General features: G+C 34.1%; 25 protein-coding genes. All 25 read right to left on the reverse strand.

The genetic code is table 11. The features are described from left to right. Nucleotides 1-26 precede the first annotated feature (26 nt). The 25 genes from ACQKOF_RS10905 to ACQKOF_RS11025 all read right to left on the reverse strand — a co-directional run bounded on the left by ACQKOF_RS10905 (nucleotide 27) and on the right by ACQKOF_RS11025 (nucleotide 25,354). Complete coding sequence (locus ACQKOF_RS10905) at nucleotides 27-974, reverse strand: polysaccharide pyruvyl transferase family protein (RefSeq protein ID WP_427556589.1); 948 nt, start codon at nucleotides 972-974, stop codon at nucleotides 27-29. After that, entirely contained in the window at nucleotides 964-1,614 is a 651-nt protein-coding gene (locus ACQKOF_RS10910) for a class I SAM-dependent methyltransferase (protein WP_427556592.1), read from the reverse strand. Before ACQKOF_RS10910 ends, ACQKOF_RS10905 begins: the two co-directional genes overlap by 11 nt. Before the next feature lie 275 nt (nucleotides 1,615-1,889). Continuing rightward, on the reverse strand, nucleotides 1,890-4,697 hold the full coding sequence (locus ACQKOF_RS10915) for a motility associated factor glycosyltransferase family protein (RefSeq protein WP_427556595.1): 2,808 nt from the start codon (nucleotides 4,695-4,697) through the stop codon (nucleotides 1,890-1,892). Nucleotides 4,698-4,718: 21 nt separating this feature from the next. Further along, nucleotides 4,719-5,966 carry a UDP-glucose dehydrogenase family protein gene (locus ACQKOF_RS10920; RefSeq protein ID WP_427556598.1) on the reverse strand — a complete coding sequence of 416 codons (1,248 nt, stop codon included), beginning with the start codon at nucleotides 5,964-5,966 and terminating at the stop codon, nucleotides 4,719-4,721. Further along, a complete protein-coding gene (gene galU, locus ACQKOF_RS10925; protein WP_427556601.1) occupies nucleotides 5,963-6,844 on the reverse strand; it encodes a UTP--glucose-1-phosphate uridylyltransferase GalU in 882 nt (293 codons plus the stop codon). The genes ACQKOF_RS10920 and galU overlap by 4 nt, the downstream gene beginning before the upstream one ends. Nucleotides 6,845-6,847: 3 nt before the next feature. After that, on the reverse strand, nucleotides 6,848-7,789 hold the full coding sequence (locus tag ACQKOF_RS10930; RefSeq protein WP_427556604.1) for a UDP-glucuronic acid decarboxylase family protein: 942 nt from the start codon (nucleotides 7,787-7,789) through the stop codon (nucleotides 6,848-6,850). Further along, the gene (gene galE / locus ACQKOF_RS10935; protein ID WP_427556607.1) at nucleotides 7,786-8,769 is read right to left on the reverse strand and encodes a UDP-glucose 4-epimerase GalE; all 984 of its coding nucleotides are present in this window, start codon (nucleotides 8,767-8,769) and stop codon (nucleotides 7,786-7,788) included. The genes ACQKOF_RS10930 and galE overlap by 4 nt, the downstream gene beginning before the upstream one ends. Then, on the reverse strand, nucleotides 8,770-9,741 hold the full coding sequence (gene pseB / locus ACQKOF_RS10940; protein WP_427556610.1) for a UDP-N-acetylglucosamine 4,6-dehydratase (inverting): 972 nt from the start codon (nucleotides 9,739-9,741) through the stop codon (nucleotides 8,770-8,772). Nucleotides 9,742-9,986: 245 nt separating this feature from the next. Next, nucleotides 9,987-11,090 (reverse strand): N-acetyl sugar amidotransferase, encoded by a 1,104-nt coding sequence (locus ACQKOF_RS10945; protein WP_427556613.1) that lies wholly within the window; start codon nucleotides 11,088-11,090, stop codon nucleotides 9,987-9,989. Nucleotides 11,091-11,188: 98 nt separating this feature from the next. Beyond that, entirely contained in the window at nucleotides 11,189-12,007 is an 819-nt protein-coding gene (locus ACQKOF_RS10950) for an SDR family oxidoreductase (protein WP_427556616.1), read from the reverse strand. After that, the gene (locus ACQKOF_RS10955; protein WP_427556619.1) at nucleotides 12,004-12,711 is read right to left on the reverse strand and encodes a cytidylyltransferase domain-containing protein; all 708 of its coding nucleotides are present in this window, start codon (nucleotides 12,709-12,711) and stop codon (nucleotides 12,004-12,006) included. Before ACQKOF_RS10955 ends, ACQKOF_RS10950 begins: the two co-directional genes overlap by 4 nt. Next, on the reverse strand, nucleotides 12,704-13,615 hold the full coding sequence (locus ACQKOF_RS10960) for a Gfo/Idh/MocA family protein (RefSeq protein ID WP_427556621.1): 912 nt from the start codon (nucleotides 13,613-13,615) through the stop codon (nucleotides 12,704-12,706). Before ACQKOF_RS10960 ends, ACQKOF_RS10955 begins: the two co-directional genes overlap by 8 nt. Continuing rightward, nucleotides 13,612-14,676, reverse strand: a complete 1,065-nt coding sequence (locus ACQKOF_RS10965) for a nucleotidyltransferase family protein (protein WP_427556624.1) — start codon at nucleotides 14,674-14,676, stop codon at nucleotides 13,612-13,614. Before ACQKOF_RS10965 ends, ACQKOF_RS10960 begins: the two co-directional genes overlap by 4 nt. A 3-nt stretch (nucleotides 14,677-14,679) precedes the next feature. Beyond that, on the reverse strand, nucleotides 14,680-15,303 hold the full coding sequence (locus ACQKOF_RS10970; RefSeq protein WP_427556627.1) for an acetyltransferase: 624 nt from the start codon (nucleotides 15,301-15,303) through the stop codon (nucleotides 14,680-14,682). Continuing rightward, complete coding sequence (neuB, locus tag ACQKOF_RS10975; protein ID WP_427556629.1) at nucleotides 15,296-16,372, reverse strand: N-acetylneuraminate synthase; 1,077 nt, start codon at nucleotides 16,370-16,372, stop codon at nucleotides 15,296-15,298. The genes ACQKOF_RS10970 and neuB overlap by 8 nt, the downstream gene beginning before the upstream one ends. Next, nucleotides 16,369-17,496: a UDP-N-acetylglucosamine 2-epimerase gene (gene neuC / locus ACQKOF_RS10980; RefSeq protein WP_427556632.1), complete on the reverse strand. Its 1,128-nt coding sequence runs from the start codon at nucleotides 17,494-17,496 to the stop codon at nucleotides 16,369-16,371. The genes neuB and neuC overlap by 4 nt, the downstream gene beginning before the upstream one ends. Nucleotides 17,497-17,499: 3 nt before the next feature. Then, nucleotides 17,500-18,654: a LegC family aminotransferase gene (locus tag ACQKOF_RS10985; protein ID WP_427556634.1), complete on the reverse strand. Its 1,155-nt coding sequence runs from the start codon at nucleotides 18,652-18,654 to the stop codon at nucleotides 17,500-17,502. Next, nucleotides 18,651-19,652: an NAD-dependent 4,6-dehydratase LegB gene (locus ACQKOF_RS10990; protein ID WP_427556636.1), complete on the reverse strand. Its 1,002-nt coding sequence runs from the start codon at nucleotides 19,650-19,652 to the stop codon at nucleotides 18,651-18,653. The genes ACQKOF_RS10985 and ACQKOF_RS10990 overlap by 4 nt, the downstream gene beginning before the upstream one ends. 13 nt (nucleotides 19,653-19,665) lie before the next feature. After that, entirely contained in the window at nucleotides 19,666-20,865 is a 1,200-nt protein-coding gene (locus tag ACQKOF_RS10995; protein ID WP_427556639.1) for a motility associated factor glycosyltransferase family protein, read from the reverse strand. Further along, nucleotides 20,865-21,209: a hypothetical protein gene (locus tag ACQKOF_RS11000; RefSeq protein ID WP_427556642.1), complete on the reverse strand. Its 345-nt coding sequence runs from the start codon at nucleotides 21,207-21,209 to the stop codon at nucleotides 20,865-20,867. The genes ACQKOF_RS10995 and ACQKOF_RS11000 overlap by 1 nt, the downstream gene beginning before the upstream one ends. Then, entirely contained in the window at nucleotides 21,206-22,912 is a 1,707-nt protein-coding gene (locus ACQKOF_RS11005; protein ID WP_427556645.1) for a motility associated factor glycosyltransferase family protein, read from the reverse strand. Before ACQKOF_RS11005 ends, ACQKOF_RS11000 begins: the two co-directional genes overlap by 4 nt. A gap of 95 nt (nucleotides 22,913-23,007) precedes the next feature. Continuing rightward, nucleotides 23,008-23,913, reverse strand: a complete 906-nt coding sequence (gene hag, locus ACQKOF_RS11010; protein WP_427556648.1) for a flagellin Hag — start codon at nucleotides 23,911-23,913, stop codon at nucleotides 23,008-23,010. Between the two features lie 199 nt (nucleotides 23,914-24,112). Next, a complete protein-coding gene (csrA, locus tag ACQKOF_RS11015) occupies nucleotides 24,113-24,331 on the reverse strand; it encodes a carbon storage regulator CsrA (protein ID WP_427556651.1) in 219 nt (72 codons plus the stop codon). Then, complete coding sequence (gene fliW / locus ACQKOF_RS11020) at nucleotides 24,331-24,774, reverse strand: flagellar assembly protein FliW (RefSeq protein ID WP_427556654.1); 444 nt, start codon at nucleotides 24,772-24,774, stop codon at nucleotides 24,331-24,333. Before fliW ends, csrA begins: the two co-directional genes overlap by 1 nt. A 16-nt stretch (nucleotides 24,775-24,790) precedes the next feature. Beyond that, nucleotides 24,791-25,354, reverse strand: a complete 564-nt coding sequence (locus tag ACQKOF_RS11025) for a DUF6470 family protein (RefSeq protein WP_427556657.1) — start codon at nucleotides 25,352-25,354, stop codon at nucleotides 24,791-24,793. Nucleotides 25,355-25,390 lie beyond the last annotated feature (36 nt).

Here is a 25,390-nt window from a genome sequence, read left to right on the forward strand (position 1 = left end):
CGATAGAGGCTTCTAAATCAAAATATTTAACTATTTTTTTCAAATTGAAGTTTCCATTTCATTATGTTGTCAACAGGCAATTTTATATTAGTTTTAAAATTTGAATTTATTAAATCATCTAGTTCAGATATATGATCCCTATCCAACACATTCAAATTAAAATCTTTCCCCATTTCAATTGCTCTATTATCAACACCAATAATTATTGTTCTTTTTTTATATTGTAATGCTCTTATACCTGCATGAAGACGTGTACCAACGTAATCGACAGAGATATCTGAATCTAAAAATTTGTTCAAGGCATTTGTATTTGGAGGGATAATCTCATAATCAATATTAAATTTCTTTATATATTCTAAATCTCCAGATCCTTGAATCCAAAAATAAATTTTTTTATAATTTTTTTTCAATATGTTTATTAGTTCTCCATCACTTGGGTGTTTATAGTAATCTGTAAGAGTTAGTAACACACTTTCTGATTTATATTCAGTAATTTCCTTACAATGTTCCTTTGTTAATTCCCACATTGTTGGACAACCTGTCACTATAACATTATCGATGCCTATCTCATTTAGCTTTTTTTTAGTATAACTATCTCTTACAGAGTGATAGTAGCTATGGCTTAGAACCTTATGCAAAAGCTCTTGAGTGTAACCATCAGCTTTATCTTGATATTGCCACCACCCCATCCCCATAGAAATCACATTTTTTATATCATCCATATTATCTTTATCAATACCCCACTGTTTATATGTTTCCATTTGACTTGAAAAAGAGTTTGTTCCACCAAAAAATACAAGGTCACTACTTTTTATATAATTAATGGACGTATTGCAAATTCCTTCTAAATAAGGTAACTTAACAAAAAACGCTTCTGGATTTTGCTCATATAAATATTGGTATACTGAATCCATGATAATTTGATTTCCAAGATTATTGTTACAAATTGTAGTATCAAAAACACTAATTAACATTGCTATTCTCCTTCTTAGTACAAATGAAAATAAAGTCAATACCCCACAACTTGGAAATAACCGGTATATTGATATTGATTTTACGAGCTAACTTTTTCCAAAATCCATTCGATATCTCTGTATACTTGGTATTATGATACGCTGGAAAATAATCTATCACTCGAAAATTCTTCTCTAAATTACTCTTAAAAACACTTATACTTTCTGAATTATTCCATGAAGGATAGTTGGGTTTTTTTATATGCTTCATATTAGAAAACGAAACTATAAAAATACCTCTATCTTCTAAAATGTTACTTATTTCATTCATCTTTTCTATATGCTTATCCCCTAGATATTCAAAAAGGCCAGATGAAACAATTACATCAAACTTTCTTTCATCAAATTGAATAACAGAGTTTGCAATGTCTAATTCTTTAATGTTTGGTTCTTTTGAATGTGGTGCAATATCAATCCCAAAATAATTTAAATCCTCTCGTATAATCGTAGAAAGAGTTGCTGTACCACAACCGATATCTAATAAATCCGCAGATTTTTTTGATTTCATATTTATAATTTTAGCGATTTTCTCTAATCTAAAGTGAACATTCTTATATTTATAATTTTCTTTAATCCAATATTGCTTTGTATAAAAGTTCATAACTGTTCTCCCCTTATAAAATTAGCTATGTCCAAAAGTAAATCCTTGCGAATTTCCCTGTTCTACTTTTTATTTTCCAGTGTCTTGCTCGATAGCAGTGGTACAGATTTATAATCATATATATTAAAAAATCAATATATTACTATTTAAATTACATTAAAAATTTTATGAGGCAATTTAAGTGAACTCGCGCCTACCACGCCGCATGAACGTGAAGAATGCGAACGTGCTCTTTTTGCAGGCTCATGCGAAGCATAGCAAGAGCTTATCAACTTTTATAGTTTAATTTTTATCATTGGTCTAAATGCATTTGAGGGAGAATTATTATTTACCAAATCTGTGGAATCCCAATAATTCAACGATTCTCCGTTTCTATTTTCAGCATTAGCATTATACAATCGATAATTTCCTCTAACCACTACATGAGTATGGGAATTTTTTTCATAGCTATTGCACCAAACCACCACCCCTTTTTCTAAATTCCAACAGGTCTTATCAAAAACACCATTTTCAATATATTTATACCAGTCATTATCCTCATCGCCAATAACCACTCCACCGCTAGGTAGACAAATAAATTGATTCAAAACTTTTTTATCACAAGTTTTTTGCTTTAACCCATCTGTAATCTTAAGCCACGATATTTCATTCTGTAAATTTCGATCAGCAATTAACTTCTTTTTCCCATCAATCTCATCTACCATAATAAAATAAAAATCTCCATTAGGATTTGCAGTTGAGGTGATTGGTAAATGATCACTTATCTCTTCTGCAAGATCTGAGAATTCTCCAACTTGGTTATAAGATGCCTTATAATGACAGCGAATTCTTTTTCCAATCTCAAGATCGTCAACAGACATTACTTCATCTATATGATATGCTCTACCCTTGGAAGCAATTTCAATTTCTTCAAAAACAAATGATGGGTCATCAGATAAAAGCGTAATTTTCACATCATGTAGTTTCTCTTCAAGACCTGACGTTTCAAATATTTTCTGATGCATAAAAGATCCATATTTTTCTTCATCAATATGATTTGTAATTGAGCTTATAGTTACTTTACCATCAATTACAACTTGAAATTTCAACATATTCTGAGAATGAACTGTTCCAAACATTTTTAGGGTTGTACCGCAAAATCGAAAAGCTATTTGTGCACCTTTTTCCTTAGTTTCCACTCCTATAGTAAAAACATTAGAATTGAGTCCATCATTCTCTTGTAACCTATGATATTTTTTTTTCCAATCTCCTATATAATGAAAAACGCCTGAAGTACTAATATAGCTTTTTATTTCTGGTTGTTTCTCTAATTCCGACAATGTAAAATTCGTAATGATTGGTGCAAGGTCTCGATAAACAGCTCGACAACTATTCAGATAGCTGTTGTACACTTGAATAGTTCTCTCAATTTTTTCTATCGAACTATCCACCTTACCTATAATTTGTTTTTCTGCATTAAATTTTTCAAATGCAAGCTTGGTTATTGGAGAAATAGTCGTCAAGAAGAATATGTTACTTTGATATTTTTTGAAAAGCTTATCTAAACCCTCAAGCTTATGCTTAATTTGATTTTCTTTTATAATATATAAAGACTGTTTGAAGTTATTTAAGTAGTTCTCCAACTCTTTATCAGTTTGAATAAAATGGTCAATTTCTTTTCTGTATTTCTTCTTAAATACTTGATTTAACTCAATTAATTCATCTGGCATTAATGATTTCCACCATTGATCTACTACAACTTTTTCCGTTAACTGTTCCTCGATTGCCTGTTGAAGAGGTTGATAATTTGCGCCTTTAATAGCTACACCACCATTAGTCGTATTAATGACAGGTATATTTACAAAATCTATATACTTCTCTATATCTAATCTCATTCTATTTAAACTATCGTTTGTCATGACTTTACCACCATAAACATCTTCCACTTCAAATGAATTGATTAAATCTCGATTCTGTATCGAACTATTCGTTAATTCCTTTTTCTCGTAATCGTATCTTTTAATTTCTTCTGAATAATACTTATTTTTTTTAAAAGCTAAATTTTGTCCAACAAGATAAACTTGTTTTACCTCTAATGCATGGAAAATTTGCATCATAATTAATGCAATCGTCGGGGCATCAGAAATAACTGGTATTTGTCCCTTAAGAAATTGCGGTGTAATTTGATCCTGCGATGTTACAAAATATAGCTTTGGTCCTTGATAAAATTGTAAAGTTTCAAAACCTACCGAAGTTCCATAAATCATTGGAATATCGGTTATCCCTTGCTCGTATATTTCTTTAAATACAGTGTGATTATGTGGTTGCGGATCATACGTACACATTGCGTCTGGGTAAATATTATTCAACACTAATACTTTTGCTGCAGAACCAACAGCGAAAATATATGCCAAGCCTTTTTCTTTAATAGTACGTAAATTTTTAAGTTCCTCATCAAGAGAGGGACCTGCACTTACTAAAATAACTGGCCTATTCTTAAAAAACTTTTTCTTATGTAATATAATATTTTCTTGTTTAAATGCTTCTGGCAAATTCATCAATGTATTGAGTGTCCATCTTTTAGAAAAAAGAGAAGCTGCTAGTATATTGGATCCTTTAGTCATTAAAAAAGATTTAAATGTTTCTCCGAACTTCTTAGTTTGTTCTGCAAATATTCTCTCGTAGACTGGCAACACAATCAACAGCATTTTTTGATGAATAAGCTCACTGAGTAACTCCATATTCTGAGCTAATAGATGTTGGCTATCCTCTACAATGTAATGCGATAATTTATCTTTAGGAAATTCGGTTATAGCAAGCTCCCTTAAAGAAATTGTAGCTATTTGTTCAATCGGTTCATATGCAGAAATCAATTTCTCAGGATAAGCTGCAGAAAAATACTTTACATGATAGCCAAGTCCAATTCCATAAAATAAAATGTGATCTGCTTCCTCAATCTTTTCTCTTAAAGAATCGATAAAACGCTCAGCTTCCTGTACTGGATTATATTTACTATGGAGCATCATTTTTTTATCATCTATCTCTACTTGTAAAGCGGGAGCCCCCATTTTACTTTCAAGTACTTCAACTTGTATTTTGCTCACTTCATCCACCTCCAGTAGGCACTAAAATTTAAGTATGTGCCTTCCATCAAAGACGATAGCATTATTAGAATAAGATATTAATTTTGCCCAATCTGCCTCGATAAACTCTTGCCATTCTGTAACTAGCAAAATTGCATCTGATTCCGACACACATTCTTCCATAGTAGTAGCATATGTTAGCTCTACCCCCTCCAAATAAGGGGATTTCTTTACAACTGGGTCATACGCTGAAATTTCAGCACCTCTTGCAACTAATTCTTTAATAATCATAATTGATGGGGCTTCACGCATATCGTCTGTATTTGGCTTGAATGCTAATCCTAATAACGCAATTTTCTTCCCTACAACAGTGCCCTTAAAGTGTTTGATTACTTTTTGAACAAAGATATACCTTTGCTCACTGTTAGCTTGTATAGCAGATTGTACTATACTTAGGTTCACACCATTTTCACTTGCCAAATATGTTAATGCTCCCGTATCCTTTGGAAAACATGACCCACCATAGCCTAATCCAGCATTCAAAAAAGCGCGTCCTATTCGATGATCCATGCCCATCCCATCTGCTACCGCATTTACATCTGCCCCTAGTGCCTCACATAAATTAGAAATTTGATTGATATAACTAATTTTCACTGCTAGAAAGGCGTTTGATGCATACTTAATCATTTCTGCACTGCGCCGATTCGTATGCATAATTGGTATGTTTAATGGCTTAAATAGACTTTCTATCTTGTCTCTAGCAATTGAATTCTCTGCTCCTATCACGATACGATCCCCGTGAAATGTATCATTAATCGCATGCCCTTCTCGTAAAAACTCTGGATTAGATACTATATGAATTTGTAAACCTGCTGTCATTTTCGCATGAATAATTTCTTCAACTATATCATTCGTACCAACAGGGACTGTACTTTTCACGACAACAATCACATTATGATCTACATTGATTGCAATATCTTTAGCTGCTTGTTGAATATAAGACAAATCGGCCGCCCCGTCTTCTCCTTGAGGTGTACCGACAGCTATAAAGATAATATCTGCATATGCAAATGCTTCTTGAGCACTTGTTGTGAAAAATAAACGATTTGCGGTAATATTACGTTCTAGTATTTCATCTAATCCAGGTTCATAAATTGGTGATTGCCCTTTTTTTAATGTATTGATCTTTTCTTCGTTAATATCTAAACAAGTAACAACATGCCCAATCTCTGATAAAACAGCGCCTGTTACTAAGCCTACATATCCCGTGCCAATAATACCCACTTTCACTTTTTTATCCCTGCTTTCATATTGATGTAAGCCTGAATATCCTCTTTTAAATCATCGCGTTGTAATGCAAAATCAATCGTCGCTTGGACAAAGCCGATTTTACTACCGATATCATATAATTGTCCTACAACAGCTTGTGCAACTACTCGTTCTTCTTGGTTTAATGATTGAATCGCATCGGTTAACTGGATTTCTCCGCCTGCACCAGGTTTGGTTGCTTCCAACTTTTCAAAAATCGAAGGTGTTAGGACATAACGTCCCATTATAGCGTAGTTAGATGGTGCAGCCTCTTTCGACGGCTTTTCAATAAAACCCTTTACATCAAACGCCTTGCCATTTTGAACCTCTGTTGCTGGATCAATCACACCATATTTATGAACACTATCCATTGGTACTTGTTGGACACCGATGACAGAAACTTTTTCGCGATCGTATGTTTCGATTAATTGTTTTAACGCAGGCGTAGATGCTTGTAAAATAATATCTCCTAGTAAGACAGCAAATGGCTCATCTCCGATAAAACGATGTGCGCAATAAATGGCATCTCCAAGGCCTTTGGCTTCTTTTTGGCGTATATAGTGTATATTCGCTAGATTTGAAATGGCTTCAATTTCTTTTAGATCATCCAGCTTCCCTTTCATTTCTAGTGTATGTTCTAATTCATAGTTCCTATCGAAATGGTCTTCAATTGACCTTTTATTACGTCCACTAATGATAATAATATCCTCAATACCTGATGCCACTGCTTCTTCTACAATATATTGAATCGTCGGCTTGTCCACAATTGGTAGCATTTCCTTTGGCTGTGCTTTTGTTGCAGGCAGAAACCTTGTTCCCAAGCCAGCTGCTGGGATTACCGCCTTACGTACTCTTTGCATCATTCATCTCTCCTGCACTTTACTCGCAAAATAAGCGATTGTTTTCTGAAGTCCTTCATCTAACATGACTTTCGGCTCCCAACCTAGGATACGTTTTGCTTCAGCAATGACCGGTCGTCGTTGTTTGGGGTCATCTTGTGGAAGCTCTTCAAATTGTAGTATTGTATCATTCCCTGTCCATTCCACAACTTTTTCTGCGAGATCAAGCATTGTAAATTCATTCGGATTGCCAAGGTTTATAGGGCCTGTAACTTCTTCTGTTGTTGCCATTAATCGTAAAAAACCGTCTATCAAATCATCTACATAGCAGAAAGAGCGTGTCTGTTTGCCATCACCATATATAGTTAAAGGTTTATTCAGTAAAGACTGGACAATAAAATTACTCACAACACGTCCATCTTTAGCATCCATTCTTGGTCCATATGTATTAAAAATACGTACCACTTTAATTTCTACACCATACATTCTTGCATAATCAAAGAACAATGTTTCAGCACCGCGTTTACCTTCATCATAACAGCTACGTTTGCCAATCGGATTGACATGTCCCCAGTATCGCTCAGGTTGTGGATGTACTAAAGGGTCTCCGTATACCTCTGAGGTAGATGCTTGGAAAATCTTTGCTCCAGTTTTTCGTGCAAGTTCAAGTAAATGTAATGCACCAAGTACACTCGTTTTGAATGTATGCACGGGATTTATCTGATAATGCATAGGGCTTGCGGGGCATGCCAAGTTAAAAATTTCATCGAATTTTCCTAGCTCTGGCAAACTTTCCGTAATATCATGCTGAAGAAATGTGATTTTCCCTTGTAAATGCGCTATATTTTCGAGCGAACCTGTTTGCAGATTATCGATGCAAACTACTTCATGTCCTTGTTCCACTAATCGATCAATTAAGTGTGAACCTAAAAAACCTGCCCCGCCTGTTACTAGAATACGTTTCATTGTGTTCCTCCGAATTTTTTTTGATGCCAATGCCATGCCGTTTCTATTATTTGCTGAATATTGTATTGTGGCTGCCAACCTAATATTTGCTTTGCATTTTCAGCTGAACCGATTAGTTTGGCGGGATCACCTACACGTCTATCTGAATATGTATAGTGTATAGTTTGCCCAGTAATCCGCTCAACTTCTTGAATAATGTTGAGAACAGAATAACCTTCACCATTCCCTAAATTAAGCTTTAAATTGTTTTCATGCTTATCTAAATATTCAACAGCTCGACTATGCGCATCTGCTAAATCGATGACATGAATATAATCACGAATACATGTTCCATCAGGGGTTTCGAAATCTGAGCCAAATACTGAAATAGTTTCTCGTTTACCCACTGCAACATCTAGAATAAGTGGGATTAAATGCGATTCAGGCTCATGCCATTCACCAATGTCACATTCCACAGCTGCTCCTGCTGCATTAAAATAACGTAATGCAGCAAATCTCACTCCATAAGCTAAGGAATAATCCTCCATGATTTGTTCTATCATTAATTTTGTGCGACCATAAGGATTAATAGGGTGTTGTGGATGATTTTCTGTAATTGGCCACTCTATCGGGTTCCCATATGTTGCACAAGTTGAGGAGAAAACAATTTTTTTTACATTAAAAGCTAGCATTGTATCAAGCAACTTAATCGTATTCACAACATTATTTTTATAATATTTTGAAGGCTGTTCTATTGACTCACCAACATAAGCAAATGCAGCAAAATGAATCACTGTATGAATTAGTGGATAACCTGTAAACAATCTCACTAAATCTTCTTTATTCGCTAAATCTCCTTCTATGAACGGGATATGCTTTGGCACAAACTCTCGATGACCTGTGCTCAAATTATCGAACACAACTACTTCTTTTCCTTGTTGTATTAAGTATTTCACCGTATGTGAGCCTATATATCCTGCTCCACCAATTACCGCAATCATTTACATATCCTCCGCTAGATTCCGTAATTGCTCAACCATAAGCCACTCAACATTATTATCACTCGTGTAGGAAAACCCGTCCGGTAAAATCTTCCCGCCTTCAGCAAATTTCTTTGACCACCATGGAAATTCTGGCTGAATAATATAATAATCATCAAATTCAACCGTATGACGTGCATCATCCTCCATAATCATCGCTTCATGCAACTTTTCACCTGGACGAATGCCAACAATCTCAATGTTACACTCTGGAGCAATGGCTTTAGCTAAATCTATAACTTTCATACTTGGAATTTTTGGTACAAAAATTTCACCACCATGCATACGTTCTAAATTATCAAGTACAAATTCCACACCTTGTTCTAATGTTATCCAAAAGCGTGTCATTCGTTCATCTGTAACAGGCAATGTACCCGTTTCTTTTATCTTTTTAAAGAATGGTACAACGCTTCCTCGACTCCCCACTACATTACCATAACGTACAACTGAAAAACTTGTTTTCTTTTCTCCTACATATGCATTAGCTGCCACAAAAAGCTTATCAGAAGCCAGTTTTGTTGCTCCGTAAAGATTTACTGGTGAACATGCCTTATCTGTTGAAAGTGCAATCACTTTTTCCACACCACAGTCAATTGCAGCCTCAATAATATTTTGTGCACCATTAATATTCGTTTTGATTGCCTCAAATGGATTATATTCACATGCATCCACATGCTTCATCGCTGCCGCATGAATGACGATATCGACACCATCGAATGCACGATGTAAGCGCTCTTTATCACGAACATCACCAATAAAAAAACGTAAACGTGAATCAATAAACTCCTGCTTCATTTCATATTGTTTCAGCTCATCGCGACTAAAAACAATCACCTTTTTTACACCTAAGTTTAAAATCTTTCGAATAAATTTCTTCCCGAAAGATCCCGTTCCTCCTGTAACAAGTACCGTTTTATTTTTAACTGTTTCCATTCTATATTAAATACCTCAATTCAGCTTTTATGTATTTTAAGAACATACCTACTTTCTATTATATATCGGCTAACCTTCGAGAATCTAAAATTTCCAACAAAAATACGTCACACCTAATAAGATGTGACGCTACTTAATGAAGTACTTCCCGTTTCAATCTGAATTTCGATTAAAACAATTATACTCCTATCCATTACTTTGTAATTCTTATAGTCAAATTAATAAAATTATTTTCTAAAATATTCTTACAAAGAATTTTTTAAAACCCACTCACCGAATTTATCTTTTTCAAATATCTCTTTATTATAGAGACCATCTACAATTTTATAAAAATCAGTGAATGTATAATTTAAAAAATCACAAAATTCTTTTAGAGCCTTTTGATCAACTTTATGATCATATTTTTTCACTAATCGAATCCCTTCTTCTCTATTAATCAAACCATATCTAATAAATTTGGAAGCATAATCTGTTGCACTTGCATGTCCAAATTTAGGGTATTTCAACCAAGGGTGAATTAAATATGCAGCTGTGTCAACTTGATCAAAATTTTCAAATGTATGTTCACGTACCCATTCATGAGTCAAATCTTTGAAACCATTCTTTTTTGCAAAGATATAGTTTGCATAACTATTCCATCTTACAAAATAACTTAAATAAATAGGTTCTAAATTATTTATTTCCTCTTGTGTAGGAGGATTACAGAATATTAAATCATTCATAGTAATTTGATCATCTAATAGTTCTTCAAAAGGAATATCTGAAGCAACACCATTATTTATTTGATTTTTAGCGGAGAAAGTTTCATTTCTATCAATACCACCATATTCATAACTAATATTTTCACCATATACAATCAACGGGATATTAAATTTTTTAGCTAAATGTAATGGATACGTGTAAATCAATCGATCTATATACCAAGTTGGCTTTCCATATTTTTCGAAAGTTTTTTTCATAATTGCTTTTTGGGCCTTTAAATTAGGCTTTAAAGTTATTAAATGACAACCAAATCGTTCTGAAATATTTTTAATATTGTGTTTTCCTGCATTGGTCATTTCAAAATTATCTTCAACTGATACTAATAAAGGATTCATATTCATAACTTCTTTAAAATAATGTACTTGGAAATGACTATCCTTTCCTCCACTAACTGCAATAATACAATCGTACTCGCCATCATTCTTTCTTCTGTATTTATTACAAAGGTCTTCTAATTCTTGCTGTCGTCCAGCCCAATTTGTAATATCTTTTTGTTCTTCTGCCCTACACGCCTGACAAATACCTTCTTCATCAAAGTAAATCCCAGGTCTAGTATCAGGCATTACACATTTTTTACAATAATTCACTTTTAAAACTCCTCATAATTTTATTTATCTAGTTTAGTTATTCTAAACGGTGATTTCACCAATATATACAATATGTAACAAAAATTCAAATCAATAATTTACCAAACACTTAAGCCACCATCAATTAAAATATTCTGTCCAGTTACATAACTCGATGCATCGGACGCTAAATAAATTAATGCGCCGACCATTTCTTCTGCTTGCGCCATTCTTCCTAATGGAATACGGTTCCCGTAATTTTGTTTAAACGTTTCATTCTGACCACTCTCTACTCCACCAGGTGTAATCGTGTTAACACGGATGCCATCCTTTGCCCAGTAAGTAGCAAGATATTTTGTTAACGCAACAACACCACCTTTTGAAGCTGAATAAATAGCTGGTGTATTAATTTGACGATCTAAGTAAAATGATCCCTCATAAATTCGATTATCCGGACCCATCACACCATAAATAGAAGAAGTTTGAATTATAGACCCCCCTGTTCCTTGCTCTTTCATTACTTTTCCAACATATTTTGCAACAAGGAACATGCTATCAAGATTCGTACTCATAATCTCTTTCCATTGATTTAAATCATATTCTTCAAAAGGGGCAAAAAAGGCATTGAGATTGCTGGACTTTCCAGCAGCATTATTATGAAGAATATCAATTGTTCCAAACTCCGAGACAACTGTTTCTACCATTTCTTCCACAGACTGTTCGGATGTTAAATCACAATAAATAGCCTTTGCTGTTACACCATACTTCTTTTTAATTTCATTTGCGATTTCTGTAGCATTTTCAACATTAATATCTACTACTGCTATATTAGCCCCTGCATCAGCTAATCCCATACAAAAATGACTACCTAAAATCCCTGCACCACCTGTTACTATTGCATTTTTACCTTTTATAGAAAATCGTTGGAAATATTTCATTCAAGTAACCCTCTTTTCTTTGCAAGGAGCTCTACTATTTCAAAATCTAATTCCGAATCGATATCTTGAGAGCGTCCTTCTGGCATAACATATAAAATTGTATTATCTGTAAAGACAGATATTGCATTGAAGAAGGATTTGCGATTCCATACATAGATTGAAGCATTCATATCATATGTCTTAGGTGCATCTTGACGTCTAACAACTGTATTTTCTAATGGTTTTGAAAGTCCTACATAACCATCTTTGCCCTTTTCCACTAGATTAAAATAAGGACTTCTTCGCGCTGGTGCTGCGGTTATCAAATTTGTTGCATTGTCATGTAGTTCAAGCATTGAAACGGCATTTTGCAAATCTTCAATCGTTCGTAGGGGGGAAGTAGCATCAATATCTGTTATCGTGTCAAATTTCAAATTGCTAAGTTTTTCAATTTGCTGAACACAATGTTGAATTACTGGTAACTTTGCAGCAGTGTCAGTCGCTAATTTGTCAGGACGTTTAACTACATAATCCACTCCAAATTCCTTGGCTACTTGCAAAATTTCATCACTATCACTACTTACTGCAATAACATCAAAAAGATTACTTTTCTTAGCTTGTAAAATGCTGTGGGCAATTAACGGTTTCCCTAATAATCCACGCAGATTTTTATTTTTGACACCTTTTGATCCCCCACGTGCACATATAGTACAAATTCTAATCATTATATACCCACTCCTTAATTAAAGAAGACTTTTCAACTTTTTCAATCATTTTGACAATATTAAGCCCCTCTTTAAATGAACAACAAAGAGATGAGCCATTCAAAACTGCTTCATGTTGTTTTCTATATGTGTAATCCTTATCTATCTTAGCTAATTGTTCAATCTCTCCATTACAATTAATACTATTATTGATAAAGTCAATTTTTATAGTTTTATTATTCGTTTGCACTATGACATATCGTTGAGTAATACGGTCTAAATAATTTAACTCAACAGATACATGTACTTTCTGTTTCGTCTTGTAAGAAATATGTACGTAGTCTTCTGAATGAATATTTAAATTACTGATTTTATCCATCTTCGCAATTAATGAGTGCCATTCGCCAAATAATGTGGTCAAATAATCTAATTCATGACTTAAATCTCTTAGGACACCTCCACCTTGCTCACGATACGCAGAATAACTCTTTGTATAATTTGTATTTGGTCTCCAACTTGGTAAATACTGCCCAGCATATGCATTCACACTTATAATTTCCTCATTATATAACATTGTCTTTAACTGTTTAATAAGTGGATGAAATCTTAGATTATACGCAACAAATGTCTGACTTTCATTAAAGCTAATAGACTCCATTTTCGCAAAAAGAGGTTTTTCAACAAGGATATTCCCAGTATATCTATTATCCAAAATATTCTTTAAAGTCTCTATATGAGACATTGTTTCATTAGCGATTACAATATAGTCATAATTATTTGATTGAAGGGCACTTTCCAATTTTTTATAGGAATTTTGCTCTCGTATGGGTCTTCTTGAAACAATTGATACTTCTAAACCCATTTCTCTCAAAATTCGTGCATGTCTTTGTCCTATTGAACCATAGCCGATTACTAAACCCTTCATTTCAATACTTCTTCTTTCGTAAATATTTTTGTATATTCTCTATCTGCCCGTTCAAATTCATCAACCTGCCCAATATCTAACCAATATTCCCGAATTGGGAAAACAGATGTTTTTTTCCCTTTTTCAATTAATTGCTCAAAAAGTGTTGGCATATCGTAAAATTCATCCTGTGGAATTAACTCAAACACTTCAGGATTCAGTACATAAATACCTGCATTGACAAAGCTACGATGAATCGGTTTCTCTTTTATTGTCACTAAATCTGTACCCATTGTTTCAATAACACCGTACGGAATTTGGAATTCGTATTCCCTCACACACATCGTTGCAACTGATTGATGCTCAGTATGAAATTGCATAAGCTGTTCAAAATTAATTTGTGTGAGTAAGTCTCCATTCATCACAAAAAATGGTTCAGTTGGTCGGTTTACTAGTAAGGAAAGTGCTCCAGCTGTTCCCATACGTTTATTTTCTTCTATATACTCAATCATGACATCAAATTCTTCACCATTTTGAAAATACTCTTGAATAACCTCTTTTTTGTAATTTACTGAGAAAATAAAATGTGAATATCCATATTGTTTAAAACCTTCAATAATTGTTTCTAAAATAGGTTTATTACCTACTTTCAACATCGGTTTGGGTATATCGTTTGTAAGTGGACGGAGCCTAGTCCCCAATCCCCCAAGCATTAAGATTACTGTATTTTTATTTGTAGATACATCTATCTTGTCCATAAAAAAAATATCAATTATTTTATTAGATTCATCTACTATCGGTAATTGCTTGAGCCGTTTAGACTTCATTAGCTGCTTATATTTAAACGACCTTTGCCCGTGTTGAGCACTTATCGGGTTCGTATTCATAATAGAAGTAATCGGCACTTCAAGCCCTTCTCCTCGTAAGATACCTCGTCGAATATCTCCGTCTGTTACCGTGCCAAGTAAACGTTTTTCCGCATCAACAACAACTGCAAATTGCAAAGAAGAGTTATCAATAATTTTCATTGTTTCAAGTAAAGTTTGATTATTTCTAACGATTGTTTTTTGCCAATGCTTCATAGACTACACTTCCTTTGCAGGTACGCCAACCGCTTTTATGCCACTTGCTATATTTTTAACTACAACTGCCCCTGCACCTATTAAACAGTTTTCTCCAATATGAATTCCTTGTATAATTGTTGCACCTGTTCCGATATGTGTTCCTTTTTTGATATGGACATTTCCGGATATTTTAGTGCCTGGCGCAATATGTATATGGGGACCTATCTGGCAATCATGATCAATCAGCGCACCAGTGTTTATAATACTATTATCGGCAATTTTTGTATTCGTTTGAATAACAGTACCAGCCATTATTTGAACTCCTTGTCCCAATTGAACAGATGGAGCAATGATGGCTGAAGGGTGTATAATGGATTTAAATTGAAAATCTTTACATCGAAAATGATTAAATAATTTTTCTCGCAATGGTGATGGATGTATCATTCCCAAACCAAGAACTAATTCTATCTCTGATGAATGATAGTTTTGTATTATTTCATCAATACCTAGATAGGGTAAACTGAAACAATTCTTTTCAAAGACAGGTGCAGTAAATCCGAGTATTTTCTCTCCTTGAGCTAATAACATTTCCATCAATACCGAAGCATGCCCACCATTTCCAATGAAAATAATCGGTTTATTCATCTATTAGGTCATCCTCGTCATATGATTTTGAAGCAATCTGTCCAATGTAAGACCAATATTTAGACGGCTTGATTCCATCTCCTGGTCTTTTTGTAGTCAAATTACTCGTAGAAAATTCTTCACCTGCTTGTATCGACTTTTTCGCAATTAAGCTTTTGCGTGCAGGGATACGATTTTGTAGTTCTATAGTTGTCGGGCTTTTTATTCCATCTCCTAATGCCTGTTCTACTTCTCTTATGCTTTTTATCATTGCTTTTAACTCATTAGGATTTAAAGAGGCTACATGATCTGGTCCTTCTAATGTTTTATCTAACGTAAAATGCTTTTCTACTACAGTTGCACCCATACTTACAGCAGCAATAGGGATATGTATACCTTCAGAATGGTCTGATAAACCAATAGGCAATTGAAAGACCTTCTTCATTTCAATCATTGCTTTTAAATTTATGGATTCTATTGGCGCCGGATATTGTGTTGTGCAATGTAAAAGTGTTACATATTTTTTTAATACTTCTTTCGCTTCTTCTGTCCTATAAAAAGAATGTACTTGCTCTAACACAACCGGCTCTAGTGGTCTTGCAAATCCATAAGCAATAAACGCCAATGCTTCATGAATTTCATCAATTGTTGCCATACCCGTCGATAAAATAATTGGCTTTCTTTTAGTTGCAATGCAATGTATAAACGGTGCATTCGTTAACTCCCCTGAAGGAATTTTGGCAGTTGTTATGTCTATTTCATCGAGCAGAAAATCGGCACTTTCAAAGTCAAAAGGTGTCGATAAAAATTCAATTTGCACTGTTTGGCAAAATGACTGCAAATTTACAAATTCCTCATGAGTTAGTTCCAGTTTTTTTAACATCGCTAATTGTGACGTAGCTTCTCCTAAATTTTGAACTTGATAATCCGCTTGTTTCGCTTTCTTTGTTACTAAATTTTCTGCTTTAAAGGTTTGAAATTTAACTGCATCTGCCCCGGCTTCTTTTGCAACCTTTACTAGCTTTTTTGCCATATCTAATGAACCATTATGATTGACACCGGCCTCTGCGATGATATATGTCTTATTCATAGGTCATAAAACTCCTTTTGTATAGAAAATGAAGATAAACTTTGCAATACGTCTAATATTTTTTCTGATGCATTACCTTCACCAAAAATCTGATCATAAACACCGTTAAAATACCTTGCCTTTTCAATAGTTAAATAGATTTGTTCAGCATCAAGCACTGTATTAAACACTGAGTTCGGCTGCTCTCGACCTTCTTGACGGCTTCCACAATTAACAGTAGGCGTCGCTAAATAAGGAACTTCAATTAATCCGCTTGATGAATTTCCAATAACCACTTCAGCATACTTCACTGCACTTAGATACTTTAATTGACCTAAAGAATCATATAATTTAGCATTACTATGCGTTAATACAAATTGTTGAATAGCCTCATTAATCATACGTCCACCATTATCTGCATTCGATTTAGTAAATAATAAATTAACATCCTTAAAGTTTTCTAATGCTTCTAATAATTTATAAATCCCATCTATCTGACCATTCGTTTCAGGGTGATATGTAATTAAAAACATAGGACGAAGATTATCAAGTTGAAGATTTTGATATAATTCATTTTTCGTTAGTAGATTTTCTTTCACAATATTTTCTATGCCTAGAGCACCTACATTAAAAACGCACTTAGGTGACTCTCCTAATTGAATGACTCGTTTTCGATGAGATTCTGTACTTGTAAAATGCCATGTAGCCATTTTTGTAATAGAATGACGAATGGCATCATCATACGCACCAAAAGTACATTCACCCCCATGTATATGAGCAATAGGAATTTGCATAATTAGTGCTGACTGCGCAACTGCTAACATTTCAAAACGGTCACCTAAAATAACAATTAAATCCGGTTGTAAACGGGCAAGTACATCTGCAAAACTAATAGTAGCAAGCCCCATCGATTTTACAACACCTGTAGCTGTATCTGTAGATAATAGTATTTCTACTTTCTCATCAATAGAAAAACCGTCACTTTCAATTTGTCTGTAGGTATTTCCAAACTCCGGAGATAGGTGCATTCCCGTTACAACCATTTGTAATTCAAATCCATTATCATGTTGAATTTTCTTTGCAAGGTTTGTCAGTAAACCATATTCTGCTCTAGTCCCAGTTACAACACAAATTTTACGTTTCAATTGTTATACCTCACTTAATGGTGTACTAGGAATGTTAACAACACTTTCATTTAACTGCTCTGTCACATTCAAATCTGCTTTCGGACATTTTTGATACATTGCAAGTTTGTGCATCGGCGTCCAAATTGGGCGACTCATTACACCTTGTTCATTTAAAAAATTCAATACTTCATCACGGTTATATCGCTCATCAAGTATCAATGTTTGTAGCCAATAATTACTTCTGGTATTTGCAGGCTCTTTAAATAAATGTACACCTTCTAAATTTACTAACCATTGCTCATACCGCTTTGTTAACTCACGCTTTTGCGGAATAAACATTGGCATTTTTTCTAGTTGTGCACAACCTAATGCTGCATTCAAGTTTGGCATTCGATAGTTATAACCAATTTCATCATGATCATAAGCCCAACGGTGAGGAACTTTGGCAGTTGTCGTTAAATGCTTGGCATAGTCAGCTAACGCATCATCATCCGTCACAAGCGCACCGCCACCACCGGTTGTTATAATTTTATTTCCGTTGAAACTAATAGCACTTACTTTCCCAAAGCTCCCTGTAGGTTTTCCTTTATAATATGTTCCTAAAGATTCTGCAGCATCTTCAATTAGAACAAGATGATACATTTCACATATTTCAAGTAATCCATCAATATCAACAGCATGTCCAAATGTATGCATCGGAACAAGAGCTGAAATTCGTCGGCCCGTTTCTTTATTATAAAGATTACCATTACGCAATTCGCCAATAGTCTCAAGATGTATCTTTAATCTTTCCATATCAACACCTAATGTCTGAAAGGAAACATCTACAAAATGAGGTACAGCACCCATATACGATACAGCGTTTGCCGTAGCAATGAAAGTAAGGGAAGGTACTAAAACTTCATCCCCTGCTTCTACACCTACAACCTTTAAAGCAATATGAAGTGCAGCCGTTCCGTTAACAACAGCAACTGCACGCTTCACACCTACAAAGCGAGCTAAATCCTCCTCAAAGCGATTAACATATTCCCCAACAGAGGATACCCATCCCGACTTAACACAATCCGTTACATATTCGATTTCTTTGTTATTGAACGTTGGTTCATGTAAAGGTACAAATTCTTTCCCGTAATAGGATTTTATATGCTCTGTAAATGCCACCCATTGATTATTCATATGTTATATACATCTGCCTTATATTGAGATAAATTCTTTGGATTTGTAAACCATTCAATCGTTTCTTCAAGACCTCGTCGGAAGCCTTCTTTACCACCATATTGTGGTGACCAATTTAATAATTCTTTTGCTTTTTTATTTTCTGCCCATAGGCGTTCTACTTCACTTTTTTCAGGACGCAGGCGTTTCTCATCGGTGTCAATTGTTAAATTAACCCCCATTATATCTGCAATCATTTCTGCTGTTTCACCAATCGAAACTTCATAATTTGACCCAATATTAATCACTTCACCAATTGAATTAGAAGATTCCATTACGGTTATAAAGCCATTTACTGTATCTTTTACATAGTTAAAATCACGTGTCGGACTAATGGAGCCTAGCTTAATTGTATTTTTGCCGTTCGCTAGCTGACTAATAATGGTTGGTATTACCGCACGAGCCGATTGACGTGGTCCATATGTATTAAAAGGACGAATAATTGACACTGGTGTATCAAATGAACGATAAAATGATAAAGCCATTTGGTCGGCTCCGATTTTAGATGCTGAATAAGGGGATTGTCCTTGTAATGGATGGTCCTCATCGATTGGTACATATAAAGCTGTTCCATATACTTCACTTGTTGAAGTATGTACAATCTTTTCTATCCCTAATTCTTTTGCAGCTTGTACAACATTTAATGTACCAGTTACATTTGTATCAACATATGTCGATGGAGAATGATATGAATATGGGATTGCAATGAGTGCCGCTAAGTTTAATACATGTGTGCAACCTTTCATTGCCTCCTTTACCCCATATGGATCTCTTATATCCCCAGAAAACACATCCAATGATGCCTTTATTTCTGATGATGACTGGTCTAACCAACCCCATGAATTAAATGAATTATAATAAACAAATGCACGTACATCATAGCCCTGTCGTACTAATGCTTCTGTTAAATGAGAGCCGATAAAACCATCTGCTCCTGTTACTAATACTTTCTTAGCCATACCTACACACCCTCTACTTTTTTACAATGTCAATAAACTCTTCATGATTAACAAGAGGTACATTATTAATCTTTGCGCCCATTTTAGCCGTATTGTACACCTTTATATTGGTACAATTCATTTTTTCATTATACCAATGTAAAAATGCATATAAATTGGAGGTTGTGTTAATTCTACAACCATCGTTAGCTAACACTGTTCGAACTTCCTTTGTATACTTTAGTTCTATTGAAGTTGCTGAAGTTGCATGAGATTGTTTGCCTGTAAAACCTAAATCCTGACCAAATAATATTATAGATTGATAACCGATTAACTCTAACAAGCTGAATGTCGTTGTCCCTACCGAACCACCTGTTTCTATGAGTAGGCATTGTTTTTCTCTTGCTACTTCTTCAGCTAAACGATAGCCTTGTTGAAATAAGATATAACGCTTCCCGTTATACGTGCTAACTGCTTTGTTATTAGCTGTCGATAAATAAAATAAATCACCTGTAAAGTTACTATTATATAATTGATTTTCAATAACATTATTAGCATCTGAAATAATAGTTGCAGTAGGTTCAATATTTTGATCCAATAGCTTCTTTAATACTGCACCTACAACATAAATATCTACATATTTTTGTTTATCCTTTAGCCAATGTATAGTTTCGTCAAGAGAGGGTCCTGCTGCTACTAAACAAGCTACTTTTTTAGTTGGCTTTGGATAATGACAGTCATCACCTAATTTTATATTTTCGTTAAAATTATTGGCCATTAATTTTGCATCTTTTTTATATGCGATTTGATTATTTTTAATTATATCTAAAATATTGAACAACGGATGATTTTCACCTATTGCTTGTAACCACACATTGGGAATCAGTATCTGCATATCAGCATGTATCGAGGAATTATTCAAATCATGGACAATTTTAATATTTTCTTGCTGCCACCATGTTTCATTACTGTTTTTTAAAAGAAAGAGTTCTAATTCCTGTTGTTCAAAATAGTAAACAGTTATTCTTTTTCCTTGCGTACTTTCGACAAGTGCCTTTAAATGATAACCAAGACCAAGACCAATCATAAAATATTCTTCACTTTTAGTATCACATTCGGCATTAATCCAACGCTTCGCATCATCTATTGGTCGATACTTACTATAAATAGTTACTCCATTTAGTTGTAATGTAGATTCACCATTTTTAGCCTTCTCTAACGACCATTTCATCATTAAATAATCCCTACAATCGGATGTAACTCTTCAAAAAATGGAGAAATCTCATACTCAAACATATCTGCTACTAACACATAGTCTCGTATTTCTAAACCAGTATTTACTTCATGTAAAAACTCATGAATTTTTTCTGCCTCAAACTTCACGTTTACATCATTCTGCCCTAACAATTCTACAGCTTGTATTAGCCAATCCATCCCTTCGGAAAAATCTAATATCATTTGTAAAGCATTTCCAATTTTATCCTCGCGTAAATAATTCGCAATTTGAATGTTTCCAGCTGGTACTTTTGCCAAATAATCATTATAACTAATAATTACTTCAATTACTTCTTCTCTCATTCTAATTCCTCGCTTTTATGTTTTTCGAAAACTTCATTGCAATAGTTCTTTGTTTTCTTTATAGCCTGTATCATTTCAGTATAAAGATCTTTTGTTTGATTATAAATTCGTTTATATTTCTCATCAGCTTCTTCATTTTCCCTTGGTAAATAACCACGCATAACCTTCATCGTAATAGGTGAAACAATAGATTCAATAGGTAATTGTTTTAATAATTTTTGCGATTTTTCTTCAATTTTATCCAATTCCCTTAAAACACGTTGTTCAAAATATGTATTTGAACGATTAGATGATAATTCTATTAAGCCACTAGTAAAAATACGGATAAGCTTTTCATATAATTTTATTTTTTTTTGTAAAACCTCATTAACATCTAATTGGATTTGTTGTGATGCATCGTGATTCTTGATTTCAACTTTTTCGTTTGTTACATATTGAGCACAGAATTCTGCAAAAGGCATTTGCGGAAAACCATTAATCTTCACACCACCTTCTGTGCAATTAAAAAACAAAACTTCTGGAATAATTCTCTTAATCATTTTTTCAAAATCAAGTTTCATTGCATACAATGGTGGCGTAGTCCACACAGAATCATCATAATAACCTTCTACTTTAAAAGCAGATTCTGCTTTTAAAACTTCTACATCTACTTCTCGTGCCTGACTGTTATATGTGGCATGCGTCACATTATTTGTATAAGCAAGGTCTTGCCCTATAAATGCTATAGGTCCAGTTGTTATATATTGTGCGATAGAAAAAACAAGATTTGCTACAGAAGCACCTCCTAACAGAATGGGAACTTCGATATTTAATTCATCACGAATATATCTTGAAAAGGTACCCCATCCACTAGTATCGACCACATATCCACTCTGTTTAAAAGAATCTCTTACTCTAGGGTGATTTAATAAAGTATAAATTATTTTAGTATTATTGAAATATAAATTTTCAAACGTTTCATAATTTTCTTTCGCAGGATCCACAGAAACTACGTAGTCTGGATAAATACCTTCCGCTATTAATGAATGGATCGTTGTACCTGCTGCAATGATTATAATAGAATCACGAATTTTTTTTAACATAGGTATCTGTTTACTTAAGGAAGGTCCACCAGAAGCAATTACTATTGGACAAGAATATGACTTGTGTAACAAATTAAGACTACAATCCTTATTTAAGTTGAATAAATTATCTATAAAGTTTTTTTGCCATTGTTCAGCAAAAAGTATTAACGTCAAATCATTCGTTCGATTAGACATTTGCACATCCTTTATTTTTTGCAAAACTTTCTTATACAACTCTGGAAAAATTTTATCATAATTAGTTAGGCAAAATACTTGAAAAGAAGTTCGAATTTCTTCTGCAAAATCTTGTAAATGAATATTAAAATCTTCAATTACAGTGCTGTTAAAAATAATTAGATTTTCATGTGATTTTTTAACCTTTATCTTTCCATTGTCTAATAGTGGATCAATAACGATAAGGCGCTCATTAAATTGAAAACGGTCTATCAATGCATCCACTAAATAACCACAACCGTACCCAAATACGATATGCACATGGTGTGGTACATAATATTTTTCAGCTAGTTTTTCACTCTCTAATTTTGGATTATATTTACTGTGTATAAGAAAATCATTTACCTTTAATGTCTCATCGCCACTCTTCATCAATATTTTTTCTATATAGATATCTTTATTCATCAATATTTCACCTCTATATAATATCGACTTTCAAATGAAAATATAAAGAAAAACCTTCAGCTATAAACGCTGAAGGTTTAATTATTATTAATAAATTATTGAAGTAACTGTAAAACACCTTGTGGTTGTTGGTTAGCTTGCGCTAGCATAGATTGTGCAGCTTGCATTAAGATATTGTTTTTCGTGAAGCCCATCATCTCTTTTGCCATATCAGTATCGCGGATACGAGATTCAGCAGCTGTTAAGTTTTCAGAAGTTGCACCTAAGTTGTTGATTGTGTGTTCTAAACGGTTTTGTACCGCACCTAAAGATGCACGTGTTTCAGAAACACGTTTTAATGCAGAGTCAATAACAGAAATTGAGTTATCTGCATTTGTTTGAGTAGTGATGTTAATACCAGCACCAATTGAACCAGCAGCTCCTAAAGATGCAACATTACCTGTATCAAGTGCATTTACACCAAGTGCTGATGCACTCATGTTCATGACTGATAAGTTAATAGATTGGCCTGAGTTCGCACCAATATGGAATACTTTACCGCCAGCATCAGTTGCAGAGCTAGGCGAAGAAATAGCTGTACCGAATGAACCGTTTAATAATTTTTGTGTGTTGAACTCTGTGTCAGTTGAAATACGAGTAATTTCTTGAGCTAAAGAGTCAATCTCTAATTGTAATGCTTCACGGTCTGAAGTTACGTTTGTATCGTTTGCAGATTGTACTGATAATTCACGCATACGTTGTAGGATAGAGTGTGTTTCGTTAAGTGCACCCTCAGCAGTTTGAATTAAAGAAACTGAGTCTTGAGCGTTTTTAGTTGCCATGTCAAGACCACGGATTTGTCCACGCATTTTTTCAGAGATTGCTAAACCAGCAGCATCGTCACCAGCGCGGTTGATTTTGTAACCTGAAGATAATTTCTCAAGGTTTTTAGAAGCTTGAGTGTTGTTGAAAGTAAGGTTACGGTGTGTGTTTAAAGCTGAAATGTTGTGTTGAATTCTCATTTGGAATTCCTCCTTGAATGTTTGTTTTGTTATTCCACATCCATGTGGAATTTCGGATTAGGTAGTATGTATGTACTTCCTGCCCCTTACAATTTATATATCGTATTTAATTGGAAATGTTTAATAGTTTTTTTGAAAGTTTTTTTATTTTTTTATGTAATAGATTACTAATTTAAAATTATCTCTAAAAACGTATTCTTTATTTTTTCTTTAGATGTTCCAAGAAGCTTGAAGATGCTGATAAAGCTTCTCTATTTTGTGCTTGAATGGCTTCAAAAACTTCAGAACGGTGTACTTTAACTGATTTTGGTGCAACAATGCCGATTTTAATTTGCTCACCTTCGACAGCTAGTATTTTAATTTCGATTTGATCGCCAATCATGATAGATTCGTCTTTTTTTCGAGAAAGCACTAGCATTATTTCGCACTTCCTTCCAATGTTTGCATTGGATAACGTAATGAATAAGATTTATTATCTTGAAGAACAATTTGTTTACCACATTTTTTATCCATGTTAATGATTAAAGGCGCAAGCAAGTTCATAGTGGATTCTTGGAATGTTTCCTTCATTGTTACAATAGCGTATGTAAGTACGTCCTCTTCCTTCCCAATTTGTAGCTGCTCACGATCATCTTCACTTATATCAAAGCTGTAATCTTTTTTGAAGGCGAACGGATAGGCAATTACAAAGCCAATTTCCACGTTATCAACAGATTGCAACATCGCTAAAGGAAGATCTGCATCTATTGGTAATAATACAAATTTTTTTTCATTCTCTAATCCAAGTAATCCATGCTCAAACGTTAAGATGTCCTGTTCTACAATTTCGACTTCACCTAAAAATTTAGTAGCAATTTTCATTCTTTTATACGCTCCTTTAAATGCTGACATTAATGTCAACATCCGGTCTTTGTACCATTGTACCAGTTACTTTTCCTGGTGTGTATTCGTGTATTGGTTTGTTCACTTTTGCGTCAATTATTGGCTCTCTCCGCTGAATCTTGACATCTGTTGTACCTGGTGTATAGTCTATTTTCACTGAACCCACTGATGGTACAAATTTAATATTAAACGGCGTACGGTGTGGACCATGATTTTGTTTTGCGATATTTTGGATAGTTGCACGGCCCTGGCCTTTACCAGCGTTGTCCATCATTTGACGTCCCTCTCTCGCCCTACGTGCCATTCCCTGTAGGTTCTCTTGTTTTCCTTTTTCTGCGTAGTTGGCACTTGATTCTAATGGACCTATCATCCCAATATCCCGTCTTGCCTGAGAAGAGTCTATCTTTAAAACGCCTTTAGTCGTACGAATTTCTAAAATAGCGGCTGGCTGTTCAATATGCTGTGTTGCTTTTGGTTGTTTAATATATTGTTGTGGTTTTGATATATTAAGGTCTAATTTTGCATCTGTCGTATTAATTTGAATTTGTGGGAGTCTCATCTGCTTCTCTCCTTTCAAGAAAAGCGTCTGAACAAA

The sequence above is a fragment of the Lysinibacillus sp. NPDC093190 genome, from assembly GCF_050280425.1.
In the GTDB taxonomy this organism is placed as follows: domain Bacteria; phylum Bacillota; class Bacilli; order Bacillales_A; family Planococcaceae; genus Lysinibacillus.

Excerpts from the sequence above, each read along its gene's own strand:
- ACQKOF_RS10905 (WP_427556589.1), bottom strand. The coding sequence starts at position 974 with ATGTTAATTAGTGTTTTTGATACTACAATTTGTAACAATAATCTTGGA.
- ACQKOF_RS10910 (WP_427556592.1), bottom strand. The coding sequence starts at position 1,614 with ATGAACTTTTATACAAAGCAATATTGGATTAAAGAAAATTATAAATAT.
- galU (WP_427556601.1), bottom strand. The coding sequence starts at position 6,844 with ATGCAAAGAGTACGTAAGGCGGTAATCCCAGCAGCTGGCTTGGGAACA.
- ACQKOF_RS10930 (WP_427556604.1), bottom strand. The coding sequence starts at position 7,789 with ATGAAACGTATTCTAGTAACAGGCGGGGCAGGTTTTTTAGGTTCACAC.
- galE (WP_427556607.1), bottom strand. The coding sequence starts at position 8,769 with ATGATTGCGGTAATTGGTGGAGCAGGATATATAGGCTCACATACGGTG.
- pseB (WP_427556610.1), bottom strand. The coding sequence starts at position 9,741 with ATGGAAACAGTTAAAAATAAAACGGTACTTGTTACAGGAGGAACGGGA.
- ACQKOF_RS10950 (WP_427556616.1), bottom strand. The coding sequence starts at position 12,007 with ATGAAATATTTCCAACGATTTTCTATAAAAGGTAAAAATGCAATAGTA.
- ACQKOF_RS10955 (WP_427556619.1), bottom strand. The coding sequence starts at position 12,711 with ATGATTAGAATTTGTACTATATGTGCACGTGGGGGATCAAAAGGTGTC.
- ACQKOF_RS10960 (WP_427556621.1), bottom strand. The coding sequence starts at position 13,615 with ATGAAGGGTTTAGTAATCGGCTATGGTTCAATAGGACAAAGACATGCA.
- ACQKOF_RS10965 (WP_427556624.1), bottom strand. The coding sequence starts at position 14,676 with ATGAAGCATTGGCAAAAAACAATCGTTAGAAATAATCAAACTTTACTT.
- ACQKOF_RS10970 (WP_427556627.1), bottom strand. The coding sequence starts at position 15,303 with ATGAATAAACCGATTATTTTCATTGGAAATGGTGGGCATGCTTCGGTA.
- neuB (WP_427556629.1), bottom strand. The coding sequence starts at position 16,372 with ATGAATAAGACATATATCATCGCAGAGGCCGGTGTCAATCATAATGGT.
- ACQKOF_RS10985 (WP_427556634.1), bottom strand. The coding sequence starts at position 18,654 with ATGAATAATCAATGGGTGGCATTTACAGAGCATATAAAATCCTATTAC.
- ACQKOF_RS10990 (WP_427556636.1), bottom strand. The coding sequence starts at position 19,652 with ATGGCTAAGAAAGTATTAGTAACAGGAGCAGATGGTTTTATCGGCTCT.
- ACQKOF_RS10995 (WP_427556639.1), bottom strand. The coding sequence starts at position 20,865 with ATGATGAAATGGTCGTTAGAGAAGGCTAAAAATGGTGAATCTACATTA.
- ACQKOF_RS11000 (WP_427556642.1), bottom strand. The coding sequence starts at position 21,209 with ATGAGAGAAGAAGTAATTGAAGTAATTATTAGTTATAATGATTATTTG.
- ACQKOF_RS11005 (WP_427556645.1), bottom strand. The coding sequence starts at position 22,912 with ATGAATAAAGATATCTATATAGAAAAAATATTGATGAAGAGTGGCGAT.
- hag (WP_427556648.1), bottom strand. The coding sequence starts at position 23,913 with ATGAGAATTCAACACAACATTTCAGCTTTAAACACACACCGTAACCTT.
- csrA (WP_427556651.1), bottom strand. The coding sequence starts at position 24,331 with ATGCTAGTGCTTTCTCGAAAAAAAGACGAATCTATCATGATTGGCGAT.
- fliW (WP_427556654.1), bottom strand. The coding sequence starts at position 24,774 with ATGAAAATTGCTACTAAATTTTTAGGTGAAGTCGAAATTGTAGAACAG.
- ACQKOF_RS11025 (WP_427556657.1), bottom strand. The coding sequence starts at position 25,354 with ATGAGACTCCCACAAATTCAAATTAATACGACAGATGCAAAATTAGAC.